General features: G+C 39.7%; 11 protein-coding genes. 4 read left to right on the top strand and 7 right to left on the bottom strand.

Annotated features, from left to right (window positions below; translation table 11 throughout):
* Positions 1-11 precede the first annotated feature (11 nt).
* The 3 genes from LZF87_RS13445 (at position 12) to LZF87_RS13435 (ending at position 6976) form a co-directional block, all read left to right on the top strand.
* Complete coding sequence (locus LZF87_RS13445) at positions 12-947, top strand: PorP/SprF family type IX secretion system membrane protein (protein WP_244339734.1); 936 nt, start codon at positions 12-14, stop codon at positions 945-947.
* 17 nt (positions 948-964) lie between these two features.
* Positions 965-2836: an OmpA family protein gene (locus LZF87_RS13440; protein WP_244339732.1), complete on the top strand. Its 1872-nt coding sequence runs from the start codon at positions 965-967 to the stop codon at positions 2834-2836.
* Between the two features lie 141 nt (positions 2837-2977).
* Positions 2978-6976 (top strand): T9SS type B sorting domain-containing protein, encoded by a 3999-nt coding sequence (locus LZF87_RS13435; protein ID WP_244339730.1) that lies wholly within the window; start codon positions 2978-2980, stop codon positions 6974-6976.
* A gap of 274 nt (positions 6977-7250) precedes the next feature.
* On the opposite strand, the gene LZF87_RS13430 is transcribed toward LZF87_RS13435, so the two are convergent.
* From LZF87_RS13430 to LZF87_RS13400, 7 genes are all read right to left on the bottom strand, one after another.
* On the bottom strand, positions 7251-9473 hold the full coding sequence (locus tag LZF87_RS13430) for an NADP-dependent isocitrate dehydrogenase (protein WP_244339728.1): 2223 nt from the start codon (positions 9471-9473) through the stop codon (positions 7251-7253).
* 246 nt (positions 9474-9719) lie between these two features.
* The gene (gene rplS / locus LZF87_RS13425; RefSeq protein ID WP_244339726.1) at positions 9720-10070 is read right to left on the bottom strand and encodes a 50S ribosomal protein L19; all 351 of its coding nucleotides are present in this window, start codon (positions 10068-10070) and stop codon (positions 9720-9722) included.
* A 194-nt stretch (positions 10071-10264) separates the two neighbouring features.
* Complete coding sequence (gene trmD, locus LZF87_RS13420; RefSeq protein ID WP_244339724.1) at positions 10265-10942, bottom strand: tRNA (guanosine(37)-N1)-methyltransferase TrmD; 678 nt, start codon at positions 10940-10942, stop codon at positions 10265-10267.
* Positions 10943-11070: 128 nt separating this feature from the next.
* On the bottom strand, positions 11071-11517 hold the full coding sequence (locus LZF87_RS13415) for a DUF1569 domain-containing protein (RefSeq protein WP_244339722.1): 447 nt from the start codon (positions 11515-11517) through the stop codon (positions 11071-11073).
* Between the two features lie 4 nt (positions 11518-11521).
* Positions 11522-12193 carry a TIGR00730 family Rossman fold protein gene (locus tag LZF87_RS13410; protein ID WP_244339720.1) on the bottom strand — a complete coding sequence of 224 codons (672 nt, stop codon included), beginning with the start codon at positions 12191-12193 and terminating at the stop codon, positions 11522-11524.
* Between the two features lie 4 nt (positions 12194-12197).
* Positions 12198-13595 carry an MBL fold metallo-hydrolase RNA specificity domain-containing protein gene (locus LZF87_RS13405; RefSeq protein ID WP_244339719.1) on the bottom strand — a complete coding sequence of 466 codons (1398 nt, stop codon included), beginning with the start codon at positions 13593-13595 and terminating at the stop codon, positions 12198-12200.
* Positions 13596-13863: 268 nt separating this feature from the next.
* Complete coding sequence (locus LZF87_RS13400; protein ID WP_244339717.1) at positions 13864-14322, bottom strand: GNAT family N-acetyltransferase; 459 nt, start codon at positions 14320-14322, stop codon at positions 13864-13866.
* A 130-nt stretch (positions 14323-14452) separates the two neighbouring features.
* On the opposite strand from LZF87_RS13400, the gene LZF87_RS13395 reads away from it, so the two are divergent.
* The gene (locus tag LZF87_RS13395) at positions 14453-15385 is read left to right on the top strand and encodes a peptidylprolyl isomerase (protein WP_244339715.1); all 933 of its coding nucleotides are present in this window, start codon (positions 14453-14455) and stop codon (positions 15383-15385) included.
* The last annotated feature ends 304 nt before the right edge of the window (positions 15386-15689 follow it).

The following is a 15689-nucleotide window of genomic DNA, read 5'->3' as shown; positions in this document are numbered from 1 at the left end:
ACAAGCTGAAAATGAAAAAAATTTATTTTGCTATTCTTCTGTTGGGAGCAATTACCACAGACATGCAAGCACAGCAAGACCCGCATTACACACAATATATGTATAACATGAATGTGGTTAATCCAGCATATGCCGGTTCCAAAGAGAATTTGGCTATTGGGGTCTTATACAGAGACCAATGGGTTAATGTGGAAGGGGCTCCACAAACCCTGACATTCGCCGCGAGCAGTCCGGTTGGTAAAAATGTTGGTTTAGGATTATCTGTGATTTCAGATAAAATCGGGCCGGTTGAAGAAACTAATGTTTATGGGGATTTCGCTTATACATTAAATTTAGGAGGCGAACATCGTTTGGCTTTCGGATTAAAATCAGGAGTTACTTTTCATAATGTAGGTCTCTACAGTGATATCGGAAACGGATATGTTCCTGATGGGGGAGACGTTGCATTCAGTGAAAACGTTAACAATACCTATTTCAATATTGGTAGTGGAATTTTCTATTACACTGATAAATATTACGTATCATTCTCTGTACCTAATATGTTAGATGCTAAACATCTTGATTTGCATGTGGACGGAGATGAATACAAATTTGGTAGTGAAACGCAGCATTACTTCTTAACGGGAGGATATGTGTTTCAATTATCAGAAAACACAAAATTCAAGCCTTCATTTATGTTGAAATCGGCTTTCAGCGCTCCAACATCTTTTGACTTGTCGGCTAACTTTTTGTTCTTTGAGAAGTTCGAAGCAGGAGCTACCTACAGACTTGAGGACTCGTTTGGTGCGATGGTAAATTACCGTATCACACCGTCAATACGACTTGGTTATGCATATGATCATATCGTTTCAGATTTGGATGCAACAACTAAATCGTCACACGAATTTATGTTGTTATTTGACTTGAATTTCCCTAAAAAGACATCAATATCACCAAGATATTTCTAATCAAAAGAAGCTATAAAATGAAAAGAATTTATATACAAATAGGCTTGTTGTTATTGATGACCACGGGGTATGCTCAGGACAAACAGTCTAAAAAAGCCGATCAGTATTTTGAAAGTTATCAGTACGTAAACGCTATTGAAGAATATTTGAAGCTTACGGATAAAGATACTGCTACTCCTTATGTTGCCAAACAACTAGGAGATTGCTATTACAATATCAATAATACGGCTGAGGCTGCAAAATGGTATGGCAAAGCAGTTGAAGGCAAAGCAGATGCTGAAACTTATTTCCGTTATGCACAGACTCTAAAAGCTTTAGGGAAATATGAAGAAGCCAACAAGCAAATGGATGCTTTTGCGGCGTTAATGCCTTCTGATTCGAGAGCTAAAGAACACAAAGCGAATCCGAATTATATTCCGAGCCTAACCAAAAAAGACAAGATGTTTGACGTTTCTGAGATAGCAATCAGTGGCAAAGGCGGCAGCGATTTCGGTGCGGTGCTTGCAAACGATAACACCTTATATTTTGTAAGTACAAGAAATTCAGGCGGGAAAAAGGACAAATGGGCTAACCAGCCATATCTGGATATTTTCCAGACAACCCGTAATGCAGACGGTACTTTTTCAGAGCCGGTTGCTGTGAAGGAATTGAATACTCCTTATCATGATGGTCCGGTTACTGTAAGCAAAGACGGAAATGTAATGTTTTTTGCAAGAGACGGACACAGCGTGGGGCAATTCGAAAAGAATAAAAAAAGCAACACGAAAATTGCACAACAAGGTTTGTACAGAGCCGAGAAAGTAAACGGGAAATGGACAAATATTACAGCGTTGCCATTTAACAGTGCAAATTATTCAGTGACCAATCCAAGCTTGAGCAATGATGGAAAGACATTATACTTTGCATCTAATATGCCGGATGGCTTAGGGGAATCGGATATCTGGAAAGTTTCGGTTGACGGAAATACCAGCGGTACTCCTCAGAATTTGGGACCTGCTGTTAATACTGCCGGAAAAGAAAACTTCCCTTTTATTACTGAAAACAACGTATTGTATTTCGCTTCTTCAGGGAAACAAGGTTTTGGAGGTTTAGATATTTTCAGAATGGATTTAAACAAATCTGAGCAACCTCAAAATGTTGGAAAACCGGTAAATACTGAAAAAGATGATTTCGCTTTCAGTTATAATAAATCAGCCAATGTTGGTTATTTTTCTTCCGACAGAAATGGTTCTGATGCTATTTATGGTGCCAAGGAAGTATGCAAAGCTGAGGCAATTGCTGCAGTAACCAATAAGAAAACAGGTGCTGTTCTTGCAAATGCTTCGGTAGCGATTTTAGATGCCAAAGGCAATGTTATCGAAACAAGACAAACAGATGCAAGAGGAAGAGTTGGTTATGAGGTTGAATGTGAAACCAATTATACTTTCCAGGTTAAAGCCGATAATTTTGAAACGGCAACTTTCCCAATTGATAAAATCAAATCGGGTCAGTCAGTCGTGGAAGCACAGTTAATGCCAGTTGAAGTAATTGTTACTGATACTGAGGTAATTTTAAACAATGTTTATTTCGATTATAACAAAAGTAACATAACACCGGAAGGTGCCAGTGAATTGGACAAGTTAGTTAAAGTGATGAAGGACAACCCGTCGATGGTGATTTTTGTAAAATCCCACACCGACTCTAAAGGTAGTGCGTCATACAACTTAAAACTGTCCGGGCAACGCGCTCAATCGACTGTTGAATATCTGATTTCAAAAGGAATTTCAAGAAATCGCGTAAGCGGTAAAGGATACGGAAGTACCGTTCCTAAAGTGGCTTGTGGTTCTGGTTGTACAGATGAGCAGCACGCTCAAAACAGACGCTCAGAATTTATGATTGTAAAGAAATAATAAAATTTAACAAAATGTTTACAATCTTTACGCCTCAATGTCGTTACACTTGCATTGAGAGTTTAAAATAAAACCCCAAAACAATAGCTAATTCCTGCTGAAAACAGGAATTAGCTTTTGCTCTTAAATAAACCTGATATAATGAAAAAGATTTTAGTACTATTTTTAGTATTTATTTTTGGAAATGTCGTTTTTGGACAAGTCGAGCCCAACGATTGTGTTAATGCAATTCCGGTATGTGGTAACGGTAGTTTTATTACTAATACCGATGGTTCTGGAAATGCGTTTGAAGTTGCCGGATGCGGTCCTGGTCGTGAGCACAATTCTCTTTGGCTGAAAATTACTATTGCGCAGGCGGGTACCTTGGGGTTTGATTTAATTCCAAATAATCCTGATCTTCTTACTGGTGATTACGATTTTTTTGTTTACGGACCAAACAGAACTTGCGGTACCGGTTTAGGTACGCCGATCCGATGTAATGCAACTAATCCTGATGAAGCTAATTTACCAAACAACATTACAGGTATGAATGGTAGTACACCTAGTAATTTTGCTTGGTCTGGTAGTGGAGGTAATAATTTAGCCTATGTACAATGGCTGACAGTTTTAGTGGGTGAAACCTATTACATCGCTATCGACAGGCCGTATTCTACTGATACTGGTTTCACGCTTAATTGGATTGGAAGTGCAACGCTCGGGACTGGTGCGTTTCCAAAATCGCCAACTTTAGTCCAAACTCCTGTTCCTGATATGGCTACCTGCTCAACTACTGGTACAGGTGTTTTTCAACTTAATACACATATACCCAAGATATGTACGGAGGCAAATACTGCAGTCAGATTTTACCCTTCATATGTTAATGCGGTTGATGATGTTAATAATGATAGTTTTTATCCTGGTGGTCTTCAATTGCCGGTGTTCTACGGGAATGTCACGAATCCGGAGGTAGTTTATGCCAAAGTGTATAATACCATTACTAAATGTTATATCATAACCACCTTTAATCTGGTGGTTTACCCGGTGCCGCAAGCAACAATGTCTGTATCCCCCTCGCAGATTTGTGCCGGCGAAAATGTCACGGTTGCTTTTACCGGTACTCCGGGAGCAACGGTTGATTACACGATAGGCGGCGGACCAATACAATCTGGTTTGCTAGATGCTGCCGGTAATTACCAATTTACAGACACGCCTTCAAACACACTAGTTTATACTTTAGTAGGGGTTAAAACTTTAGATAGTAATAATGCATTGATTTGTAATGGAACTGTAAATAATCCTTCTAGTACTACACTAACAGTTAACCCGTTACCTACAATTACAGGAGGATCATTGGGAATTTGTGTTGGAGGAACAACACAATTTATTGGTTCACCAACAGCTGCCGCTATTGATCCTTGGATATCATCTAATACTAATGTAGCTACAGTCGATTCAGCAGGAAATGTTTTAGGAGTTAATCCGGGTACTTCTGATATTACTTATACAAATAGCAATGGTTGTTCGGACAAGGTAACGATAACCGTTAATGCTTTACCGACAATATCGGGAACATTAGCAACTTGTATCGGTGCGACTACGACATTATCAGCTACAAATCCTCCGTTATCACCAAACGCATGGTCGACATCTAATTCAACTGTAGCTACAATCACCCCGGCAGGAGTTGTTACAGGAGTTAATGTGGGTACTGCGACAATTACTTATACCGACATCAACGGATGTACAGATACAGAGGTTGTAAATGTATTGTCATCACCGACAGCTAGCATTGCGATTGTAGGACCGTCTACTATTTGTAGCGGATCAACAGCTATTATTGAAATCAGCGGATCAGCGGGTGCAACGGTTAACTATACAGTTAACGGAACAGCTGCTTCTGTTGTTTTACCGGCAACAGGGATAGCAAATTTTCCAACTGCAGCTTTGTCGGTACAAACCACATATCAGTTAGTGAGTGTTAGTGCCGGAACGGGATGTACGACGCCATTAACGCAACAAGCTGTTGTAAATATCGCGCCACAACCGACAGCTTCAATTTCAGGTTCAACATCGGTATGTTTTAATCAATCGGCTACAATTTCGTTCTCCGGAACTCCGGGAGCAACTGTAGGTTATACAATTAATGGGGGGACAACTCAGACAGTGCTCCTTAATGCAAGTGGTTCTGCTACGGTTAGTACAGGTAGCTTAACTGCCGATACGACTTACGCTTTGGTTAATGTAACTGCGGGAACGGTGCCAAACTGTGTTGAGACAGTATCAGGTACAGCAACTGTAACAGTGGTGCAAACACCTACAGTAGCAGCTAATCCGACATCACAATCATTATGTTCGGGCCAGTCTAGTGGAATTCAATTGACAGGAACGGTACCGAATACCACTTTCTCATGGACTGTTACTCAAACTGGAGGGGCATCCGGAGCTACTAACGGAAGCGGAAGTATCATTTCTCAAGTGCTTACAACCGGAAATACAGTGGGAACAGTTACTTATACTATCACGCCGGCTGTAGGAAGTTGTGTTGGAACACCAATCGACGTAACTGTAACGATATCGCCGGTTCCGGTGGTTTTCGTGAATGTTACTCAGCAGACAATCTGTTCGGGTAATCCAACGAATATTACAATGACGAGTTCAATCCCTACCGCAACTTTTAGTTGGAATGTTACTCAGACATCGGGAGTAACCGGAGCATCAGCCGGAACAGGATCATCAATCAACCAGACTTTGACAGCTGCAGGTACACAAATCGGACAGGTAATCTATACCATCATAGCAACTAATGCAGGTTGTCAAAGTACGACTGAAACAGTAACGGTTACAGTTTATCCTTATCCTACTGCTTTACCGAGCCCGAATTCAGATACATTGTGTTCGGGAGAGACTACCAATATAGAGTTGAATAGTAATATTCCTGGAACTACTTTCGATTGGACTGTAGCACCTGTCGGCGTGTCTGGAGCGGCATCAGGTTCGGGAAATATTATCTCCCAAACTTTAACTACGATTAGTTTGTCTCAAGGTACGGTTGTCTATACAATTACCCCAACGGTTAACGGATGTACTGGTACTCCGGTTACGGTTACCGTGACAGTTAACCCAACACCGGAAGTGTTTGGGATCGGAGCTCCGCAAGAGATTTGTAGTGGTGATCCGTCAGGAATTATTGTTACGCCTAATATTTCTGGAACTTCAATCTCATGGACCGTCGTTCAAAATGGAGTTACCGGGGCTTCCGATGGCAGCGGAACGGAAACTACTCCGGGAGCAGGTATTCCGATAGATCAGACTCTGACAGCTTCAGGTGACACCCCTGGAACAGTTACTTATAACGTTACACCAATATATAATGGTTGTTCCGGACAAACGGTACCGGTTGTTATTGTGGTAAATCCAACGCCTAAAATTAACATACCTCCTGGTTTTGTCTGTACAGATAATGTAACCGGAGCATTGATTTCAGGATATATTATGGATACCGGTTTAAGTGCGGCAAGCTATAGTTTCCAATGGTTCTATAATAACGATATGAATACTGTTATTGCAACGAGCAGTTCTTATGAAGCTACTCAGGCAGGTGTGTATACCGTTTCAATAATGAACTCGAGTACGGGTTGTGATGCTGTTTTTGACATTAATGTGGAGGAGTCTAATCCTGCACAAAGTGCTTCAGCTGTAGTTACGAATTACTTTGCAGATACCCAGGCTATCACGGTAACTGTAGTAGGAAACGGAACGTATTTGTACAGTTTAGACGGAGGAGCGTTCCAGACAAGTAATGTATTTATTAATGTGTTACCAGGTACACATACAGTAACAATTCATGATACACATGGATGTACGGATATTGTTCTTAGCGATATCCTGACTATTGGTTATCCGCGTTACTTTACACCGAATGGTGACGGGTATAATGATACATGGAATATCTGGTCATTAAGCGATGATCAGCCGAATTCTGAAATTCATATTTACGACCGTTACGGTAAGTTGCTGAAACAAATCGTTCCTTCGGGAGCAGGATGGGATGGAACTTTCAACGGACAGACTTTACCATCTACGGATTACTGGTTTACCGTTAAATACAAAGAGAATGGTGCTGATAAGTTATTTAAGGCTCACTTCTCGATGAAGCGATAATCAATCGAAGATTTATAATTAAAAGGCCATCTCGTTACAGATAACGAGGTGGCTTTTTTTATTGGAGACGATTCCAAAAGGGAAAATGACTTTGTTCATAGCCCTGATGGGAGAGGAAATCCTAGCAATGTGAGATTGCCGCGCAAGCTCGCAATGACAGATTGAAACGGACAGCAGGAAAAGGGATTGCAAAAAAGGCCTAGTCTTTCGCTCCCAAAATAAAAAAGGCGATTCTTTCGAACCGCCTTAGTAATTATTTCAAGAGTGAATTACATTAAGATAACTTTTGTAAAATAGTGTTTAATGTTTCACTAGGACGCATTGCCTTATCTGTTAATTGGTTTGACGGCTGGTAGTAACCACCGATGTTTTGCGGCTTGCCTTGAGAACCGATTAGTTCTTCATTAATCTTTGATTCGTTAGATAGTAATTCAGTGGCAACAGGAGCGAATTTAGCTTGTAATTCGGTATCCTTATTTTGGTTTGCCAGCGCTTCAGCCCAATACATTGCCAAGTAAAAGTGAGAACCTCTGTTGTCGATCTGACCCACTTTACGAGCAGGCGATTTGTCGGTTTTAAGGAATTTGTCGTTCGCTTCGTCTAACGTTTCCGCCAATATCAAAGCTTTAGCATTGTTTTGTGTTTGACCTAAATGCTCCAATGAAGCACCTAAAGCCAAGAACTCACCAAGTGAATCCCAACGTAAGTAACCTTCTTCGATAAATTGTTCTACGTGTTTTGGTGCAGAACCTCCGGCTCCGGTTTCGAATAAACCACCGCCATTCATCAACGGAACGATAGATAACATTTTCGCAGAAGTTCCTAATTCTAAAATAGGGAACAAGTCAGTTAAGTAATCACGCAATACGTTTCCTGTAACAGAGATAGTGTCTAAACCGTTTTTCAATCGGTCTAAGGTAAATGTAGTTGCATCAACGATATTTAAGATACGGATGTCTAATCCGGTTGTATCGTAATCTTTCAGGTATTTCTCCACTTTCTTGATCATCTCACGGTCGTGAGCACGTTTGTCGTCCAACCAGAAAACAGCAGGAGTGTTGGATAATCTTGCTCTGTTTACAGCAAGTTTAACCCAGTCCTGAATTGGAGCGTCTTTAGTCTGACACATTCTGAAGATGTCACCCGCTTCTACGTTTTGTTCCATGAAAATAGTACCGTTTCCGTCGTGAACTCTCATGATTCCTTTTGCAGTAGCCTGGAATGTTTTATCGTGTGAACCGTATTCTTCCGCTTTTTGTGCCATCAAACCAACGTTTGGAACCGATCCCATGGTTTTAGGGTCGAAAGCACCATTCTTTTTACAGAAGTTCACAGTTGCTACATATAAACCAGCGTAGTTTCTGTCCGGGATTAAAGCTTTAGTGTCTTGTAATTCGCCTTTTGCGTTCCACATTTTTCCTGAAGAACGTACGAAAGCCGGAACCGAAGCATCCACAATCACATCAGACGGAACGTGGAAATTCGTGATTCCTTTATCAGAGTTAACCATAGCTACAGCCGGACCATTATTTAAAGCTGCTGCAAGAGCCGCTTCAATTTCAGCCTGTTGAGGGTGTCCTGCGATTTTTGCATAAACATCACCTAAACCGTTTTTGGTATCTACGTTTAATGATTTTAAAACATCAGCATATTTTGCGAATACTTCTTCGAAATATACATCTACAATAGCAGAGAAGATGATTGGGTCAGACACTTTCATCATCGTTGCTTTTAAATGCACGGATAATAATTGTCCTTTTGCTTTAGCATCGGCGATTTCTTTTTTCGCGAATGCTTTTAAAGCGGATAAACTCATAACCGACGAGTCGATTACTTCACCTGCTTTTAGTTTAGAAGCCGCTTTTAAGTTGGTTACGTTTCCGTTGGCATCGATAAAGTCGATCACGAATTGAGAGTCGTTTTCAACAGTAACCGATTTTTCACTTCCGTAGAAATCACCAGCTTCCATATGAGCTATTTCAGTGATAGAATCTGCAGACCAGGCTCCCATTGAATGTGGGTTTGCTTTAGCATAATTCTTAACTGATTTTGGAGCACGACGGTCAGAGTTTCCTTCGCGTAAAACAGGGTTTACGGCGGAACCTAAAACTTTAGAGTATTTTGCTTTGATTTCTTTTTCCGCGTCGTTGGCAGGGTCTTCCGGGTAGTTTGGAACTGCAAAACCATGGGCTTGTAATTCAGCAATGGCTTCTTTTAACTGCGGAATCGAAGCGGAAATATTTGGTAATTTGATGATATTCGCTTCAGGCGTTGTGGCTAACTGGCCAAGTTCTGTTAAAGCGTCACCAATTTTCTGATCGTCTTTTAAAAATTCAGGGAAGTTAGCTAAAATACGTCCTGCTAAAGAGATATCGCGTAATTCGATATCGATGTTGGCAGGCGCTGTAAAAGCCTGTACAATTGGTAAGAATGAATGAGTGGCTAACATTGGAGCCTCATCAGTCAAAGTGTAATGGATTTTTGATTTTTGTGCCATTTTGTTGAATTTTAAATGCTATAGCTGTGTTTTTAAAAGTATTTGTTGAAAGATGCTTAAAAAAGCATAGCAAATATAAGAAAATCAGTCCGAAAAGAAGGTGGGAAATTGTCGGGAAATGAACGAATTGCGAGATTGTTATTTTGGACGTTTTAATTTGTCAAAATGACAATTTGAGGTTTAATTTATTGCATAAAAAAAGCCCCGAGGTTATCGGGGCTGATCTTATAAACTTCAGAAAGTGAATTATCTTCTTCTTTCTTTGATTTTAGCTTTTTTACCAGTAAGTTCTCTGAAGTAGAAGATACGAGCTCTACGAACTTTACCTCTTTGGTTCAATTCAATTTTTTGTAAAGCTGGCATGTTTACAGGGAAGATACGCTCTACACCTACAGCACCAGACATTTTACGGATTGTAAAAGTTTCTGTTGCGCCAGTACCTCTTCTTTGGATAACTACTCCTTTGAAGAACTGTGTTCTTGTTTTTTCACCCTCTTTAATTTCGTAGTAAACTGTGATAGTATCACCAGCTGCGAATTCAGGGAAATCTTTTCTTGTTACTAATTCGTCTTGAACAAATTTTAATAAATTTGACATGATTGTTAAAGTTAAATGTTTGAATCAGAGCAACATTCACGGTTATCGTCAGAGGTTGGGCTGAATTAAGGTGCGAAATTACGAATTTTATTCTAATTCACAAATTTCTATCGGAACTTTTCAGGGTAGTTTACAGTCACAGCCGCAGTTCTCAGAACAAAAGATGTCTGCTGCGAATATCAACTGTGACTAAATTATTCATCCAATAAATCAGGTCGACGTGTTTTAGTATGTTCATACGCCATATTCTCACGCCATTTTTCAATTTCAGCAAAATTCCCACTTAGCAATACATCTGGGACTTTCCAGCCTTTGTATTCCGCAGGTCGTGTATAAATAGGAGGGGAAAGCAGATTGTCCTGAAAGCTGTCCGTTAAGGCAGAAGTTTCATTGCTCAAAACTCCCGGAATCAATCGGATGATAGAATCGCATAAAACAGCTGCACCCAATTCACCTCCGGATAAAACATAATCACCAATGGAAATTTCTTTGGTTATGAATTGGTCTCTGACCCTTTGGTCAACACCTTTATAATGGCCGCAAAGAATAATGATGTTTCCTAAAAGAGATAACGAATTAGCCATTTTCTGGTTGAGCGTTTCACCGTCGGGAGTCATGTAAATAACCTCGTCATAATCTCGTTCGCTTTTCAGTTTTGAGATGCAGGCATCAATTGGTTCGATACTCATTACCATACCGGCACCGCCACCAAACTGGTAATCGTCCACATTTTTGTGTTTGTTGGTGCTGTAATCACGAAGATTGTGCATGTGAACTTCCACCAGTCCTTTGGCAATTGCTCTTTTAAGGATGGAAGCTTCAAACGGACTTCGGATTAAATCAGGTAAAACAGTAATAATATCGATGCGCATAATTCAGTTGGGTTACAAAGTTGCAAAGGTAGTAGTTTTGAGGGAAAAGGGAAAAGGGAAAAGGGAAAAGGGAAAAGGGATTTGCCATTACTTATCCCTTTTCCCTTTTTTACTTATGCCTAAAAATGTTAAACTCCGAATTGTCTCAAATGATGGTCCAGATGTTTCCACTGAGCGGTGTCCCATTCTTTTTCAGTCATATGTCCGAAGAAAGGATGTTTAAGATTTTTAATTGTGGACGGGCCTTTGCTGAAACGGGAGATGCTATTGATAAGTTCGGCTTTTGCATTTTCAAATTCAGGGTCGTGTTTCACTATGAATTCTTTTGCAGTAGGTAGATTATGGTCAAAAGGTCTTCGTGAAACCAATTTCTTTTTAGCCATTTTTCCAAAAAGGAAGGCCATAATTCCTTTTTTAATTTGTATTTCGCCGAAGGCTACTTTTAATGGGCCCTGACAGTGTTCCAGCATTTGGCCAACCGTCATTTTTCCCCACTGTGATAATGCAGTAGGCTGAAGTTTGTTGATTCTTTCAATAATGTCTTGAGTACCCTTAGGGTCAAATAAACTTTCCATAGTGTTACGTTTTTTTGATGATGTGTGATTTTATGTATTCGATGGCTTCGTCTGTATTGTCTGTCATTAACAACAAATTCAAGTCTTCTTCGGAAATAGTTCCTTCCTGAATCATTGTGTCACGTATAAAATTACTCAATTTTCCCCAATAATTTTTCCCTAAACAAACAATAGGGCGGGGTGGTAGTTTTTTGGTTTGAATAAGGGTCAGAACTTCGAAGATTTCATCCATGGTTCCCAATCCTCCCGGCATCAGAACGTAAGCAAGAGAGTTTTTCCGCAAAATTGTTTTGCGTGTAAAGAAAAATTCAAATTCAACCATTTTATCTACATATGGATTGGGTTTTTGTTCAAATGGCAATACAATATTACATCCTAAAGAAGTACCGCCGCCTTCTTTCGCTCCACGGTTGGCAGCTTCCATTACGCCCGGCCCACCTCCGGTCATCACGGTAAAGCCATTTTCAGCTAATGTTTTTCCCATCGCCCTGGCCAATTTATAATACATGTGTCCCTCTTTGAACCGGGCCGAACCATAGACGGTTACGCAATTATTTATTTCCTGAAAGGCTGTTATTCCTTCCCATAAATCGGCCATAATTTTAAAGGAATCTCGTATCTCATCGGAAAGATCCCTTTTTGCTTCAAAAAAAATTTTTTGGCTTTCGTGTTTCATGATGTCAGATATTTTTAAAGAGTTCAATCTTATCCATATAATGTGGAACTTGGGCATCCCATCCTTGTTCTTTTAAGGTCTCGCATAAAGCACCGGCACTTTCCTTTTCGCCATGAATCACGAAAGTTTTCATCGGTGCCTGTTTAAATCCGCTTAACCATTGTAACAATTCGTTCCGATCCGCATGCGCTGATAATCCGTGTAGGGTAAATATTTTGGCGTTAACTTCAATTTCCTGGCCGAAAATCCAGATGGTTTTGGCTCCTTCCTGTAAAAGTCTTCCTTTGGAGCCTTCTGCCTGATAACCAGGTATCAGCACAACATTTTTTGGGTCTGAAAGACGACGAGAAAGATGGTGCATTATTCGTCCGCCCGACATCATGCCGTTTCCGGCGATGATAACCAAATCTTGAGTGATATCATTAATTTTTTTGGAATCATCGGGGGTTTTAGATATAATTAGGCATTCTTTTAGTGTCATAAAGGCTTCGTCATCTTCCAGATCGATGTCTTTTAGTTTATGATAGTCACTGTGTTTCCGGTACAATGCGGTTGCAGAAATAGCCATAGGGCTGTCAACTGCAATTTTGATCAATGGTATCTCTTTGGTCATCATAACATTTTTGAGGTACATCAACAGCGTTTGAGTGCGTCCTATAGCAAAAGCAGGAACAATAAGATTGCCGTCTTTCTCAAACGTCTCATTCATTAGCTCAATAATATCATTTCTGTCGGTTTGTTTAATTGCTTTATCGCCGTACGTGGATTCTACCAAGAGTACATCAGCATAGTCTATTGTTTTTGGCGGGTATAGCAGAGGATCATTGTATCGGCCTAAATCCCCGGAAAAAACAATCTTTTTTGTTTCGGTATCACCAGTGAGAGTTATTTCTACAATAGAAGCTCCCAAAACATGTCCGGCGTTATAAAAGGTGACAGCGATTTGTTCCGTGATTTGGATTGTTTCCTCAAAAGAAGCAGTCTTTAGTATTGGCTGAATGCACTCTACGTCCTTCTGGGTGAATAAAGGTTCCGGGTTTTTGTGCTTGGAATAGCCTTTTTTCTTGGCGAATTCAGCATCTTCAACCTGAAATTTTGCTGCATCCATTAACATAAGATGCATTAAATCAGCGGTGGCAGTGGTACAATAAACGGGGTTTCTATAACCTAATCGAATTAAACGGGGCAGATATCCGGTATGATCCGTATGGGCATGGGTTATTATAACGGCATTTATTTCTTCTGGTTTTATTGGCAATTCCGTCCAATTCAGTTCTTTTAATTTTCGTTTTCCCTGAAACAATCCGCAATCGACCAGTAGGTTGAAATGATCTATTTTTAACAGGTATTTCGATCCTGTAACTTCACTGGCTGCTCCTAAAAATAAAATACTTACGTCCATTGTTGATACTGCTTGTTTCGGGTTAGTTTGGGCAGCGATGATAAGAAGTTTTTAAAACTTCATTGTGAAAATCGTTTTTTGTGATAAAACCCTGACGGATGACGTTCAGTTTTCGAACAGTAAGTTAGTGAAATTTTTATTAAACTATTGTTTTATAGTGAGTTATTTTTTTGTTGTAGGTAACATGCACGTGTTTTTTGCTGTTCCAGGTTCTTTTATTGATGTCGAGATAATCTTTAGGGATTTCTATAACTGTTTTGAAATTTATTTAAAGATACAATTCCATTTGGATATCCGCACGATCGTAATCGGTTTCATCCATTGGTGTTTCCTTAAAATTGTATTTTCGGTACAGACTTAGCGCCGGTATTAATTTGGTGCTGGAAAGCAGCATGATTTTTTCGGCTTTTTTCGATTTAGCAAAGTCAATGCAGGCTTCTACTAATAAATTGCCTAGTTTTTGTCCTTGGAATTTCTTGTCGACGGCCAGTTTTGCCATTTCATACACGTAATCGCTTACTTTTTGCATCGCGACAGTTCCGGCAACTTCATCATCAACAAGACAGAAAAAAATCTCACCACCCGGTTTGAGGACAACTTCTTCTATATTTTCAAAGACGTCCAAATCGTGTGGCTCCACATAAAAGTATTCTTCCAGCCAGGCAGTATTTAAATTGATAAATTGCTGTTTGTATTTTGGTTGATAAGTGATTATCTGAATAGACATTTTTTGATGGTTTTCTCTTTTTCAAATGTAAACAGAATCCGAATTACCTGAAAATGGAAGTCGATTATTTATGAAACTTTTTACTTTTAAATTTGTAATTTTGCGGTTCAGAAATTTAAATCAAAATAAGATGCAAGACGGAATTTACGCAAAATTCAACACTTCTAAAGGAGTGATTTTGGTGAAATTAACTCATGATAAAACACCTGGTACGGTTGGAAACTTTGTTGGTTTGGCCGAAGGGAAATTAGAGAACGATGTAAAACCGCAAGGGAAACCATATTATGATGGATTGAAATTCCACCGTGTGATTCCTGATTTCATGATTCAGGGAGGTTGTCCTCTTGGAACTGGAGTTGGCGGTCCGGGTTATCAGTTTGATGATGAATTCCACCCGGAATTAAGACATGATAGTCCAGGAGTTTTGTCTATGGCCAATGCGGGTCCCGGTACAAATGGTTCTCAGTTTTTCATCACTCACATTGAAACTGCATGGTTAGATAACAAACATACTGTTTTCGGACATGTAGTGGAAGGTCAGGATATAGTGGATGCTATTGCTCAGGGAGATGAAATCGAAACATTGGAAATTGTTCGCATAGGTGAAGAAGCTCAGAAATGGAATGCTGTTGAGGCTTTCAGAACTTTTGAAGGTTCAAGAGAAAAAAGATTAGCAGAACAAAAACAATTAGCGGAAGAAGCATTGGAAAAACTGGCTGCCGGTTTCCAGAAAACGGATAGCGGTTTGCGTTACCAAATCATCCAGAAAGGAAGTGGTAAAAAAGCGGAAAAAGGTAAAATGGTTTCAGTTCATTACCAAGGTGCTTTGGATAACGGAACGGTTTTCGATTCTTCATACAAAAGAAAACAACCTATCGAATTCGCTTTAGGAAGAGGTCAGGTAATCGAAGGATGGGACGAAGGTATCGCTTTATTACAGGTTGGTGACAAAGCTCGTTTTGTTATCCCTTCTTATTTAGCTTACGGTTCTCGTGGGGCAGGTGGTGTAATTCCGCCAGATGCAACATTGGTTTTCGATGTGGAATTGATGGATGTGAAGTAATTCAGAATATTCTTAAAAATAAAAAAGCTCTCCTATTAAGGAGAGCTTTTTTTGTTAGTTCTGTTTTGAACTTGATTATAGGTACGGATTCCTTCGGCTGTTGAAGAGCTCGAGTGTAAATCTGTGCTGTCTGGTTTACAAATCTGCGCTATCGGTTTACAAATCGGTGTTATTGGTTTACATAGTTAGTGAGATGATGCTTTTTTATACAAAATTTTACGTTTTAACGTTTTTTTTAGACATTTTAACAAAAATTTTTTCACTCTTCTGAATTAGCTTATAAATTCACCTTCACAATACCACA

It is taken from the genome of Flavobacterium enshiense, from assembly GCF_022836875.1.
GTDB classification, from domain to species: Bacteria; Bacteroidota; Bacteroidia; order Flavobacteriales; family Flavobacteriaceae; genus Flavobacterium; species Flavobacterium enshiense_A.
The sequence above is the reverse complement of the archived record's forward strand: the minus strand, read 5'-3'. Positions and strand labels throughout refer to the sequence as shown.

Coding starts and splice junctions, on each gene's coding strand:
- LZF87_RS13440 (WP_244339732.1), top strand. CDS start 965: ATGAAAAGAATTTATATACAAATAGGCTTGTTGTTATTGATGACCACG.
- LZF87_RS13415 (WP_244339722.1), bottom strand. CDS start 11,517: ATGGAAAGTTTATTTGACCCTAAGGGTACTCAAGACATTATTGAAAGA.
- LZF87_RS13405 (WP_244339719.1), bottom strand. CDS start 13,595: ATGGACGTAAGTATTTTATTTTTAGGAGCAGCCAGTGAAGTTACAGGA.
- LZF87_RS13400 (WP_244339717.1), bottom strand. CDS start 14,322: ATGTCTATTCAGATAATCACTTATCAACCAAAATACAAACAGCAATTT.
- LZF87_RS13410 (WP_244339720.1), bottom strand. CDS start 12,193: ATGAAACACGAAAGCCAAAAAATTTTTTTTGAAGCAAAAAGGGATCTT.
- rplS (WP_244339726.1), bottom strand. CDS start 10,070: ATGTCAAATTTATTAAAATTTGTTCAAGACGAATTAGTAACAAGAAAA.
- LZF87_RS13430 (WP_244339728.1), bottom strand. CDS start 9,473: ATGGCACAAAAATCAAAAATCCATTACACTTTGACTGATGAGGCTCCA.
- LZF87_RS13435 (WP_244339730.1), top strand. CDS start 2,978: ATGAAAAAGATTTTAGTACTATTTTTAGTATTTATTTTTGGAAATGTC.
- LZF87_RS13395 (WP_244339715.1), top strand. CDS start 14,453: ATGCAAGACGGAATTTACGCAAAATTCAACACTTCTAAAGGAGTGATT.
- trmD (WP_244339724.1), bottom strand. CDS start 10,942: ATGCGCATCGATATTATTACTGTTTTACCTGATTTAATCCGAAGTCCG.
- LZF87_RS13445 (WP_244339734.1), top strand. CDS start 12: ATGAAAAAAATTTATTTTGCTATTCTTCTGTTGGGAGCAATTACCACA.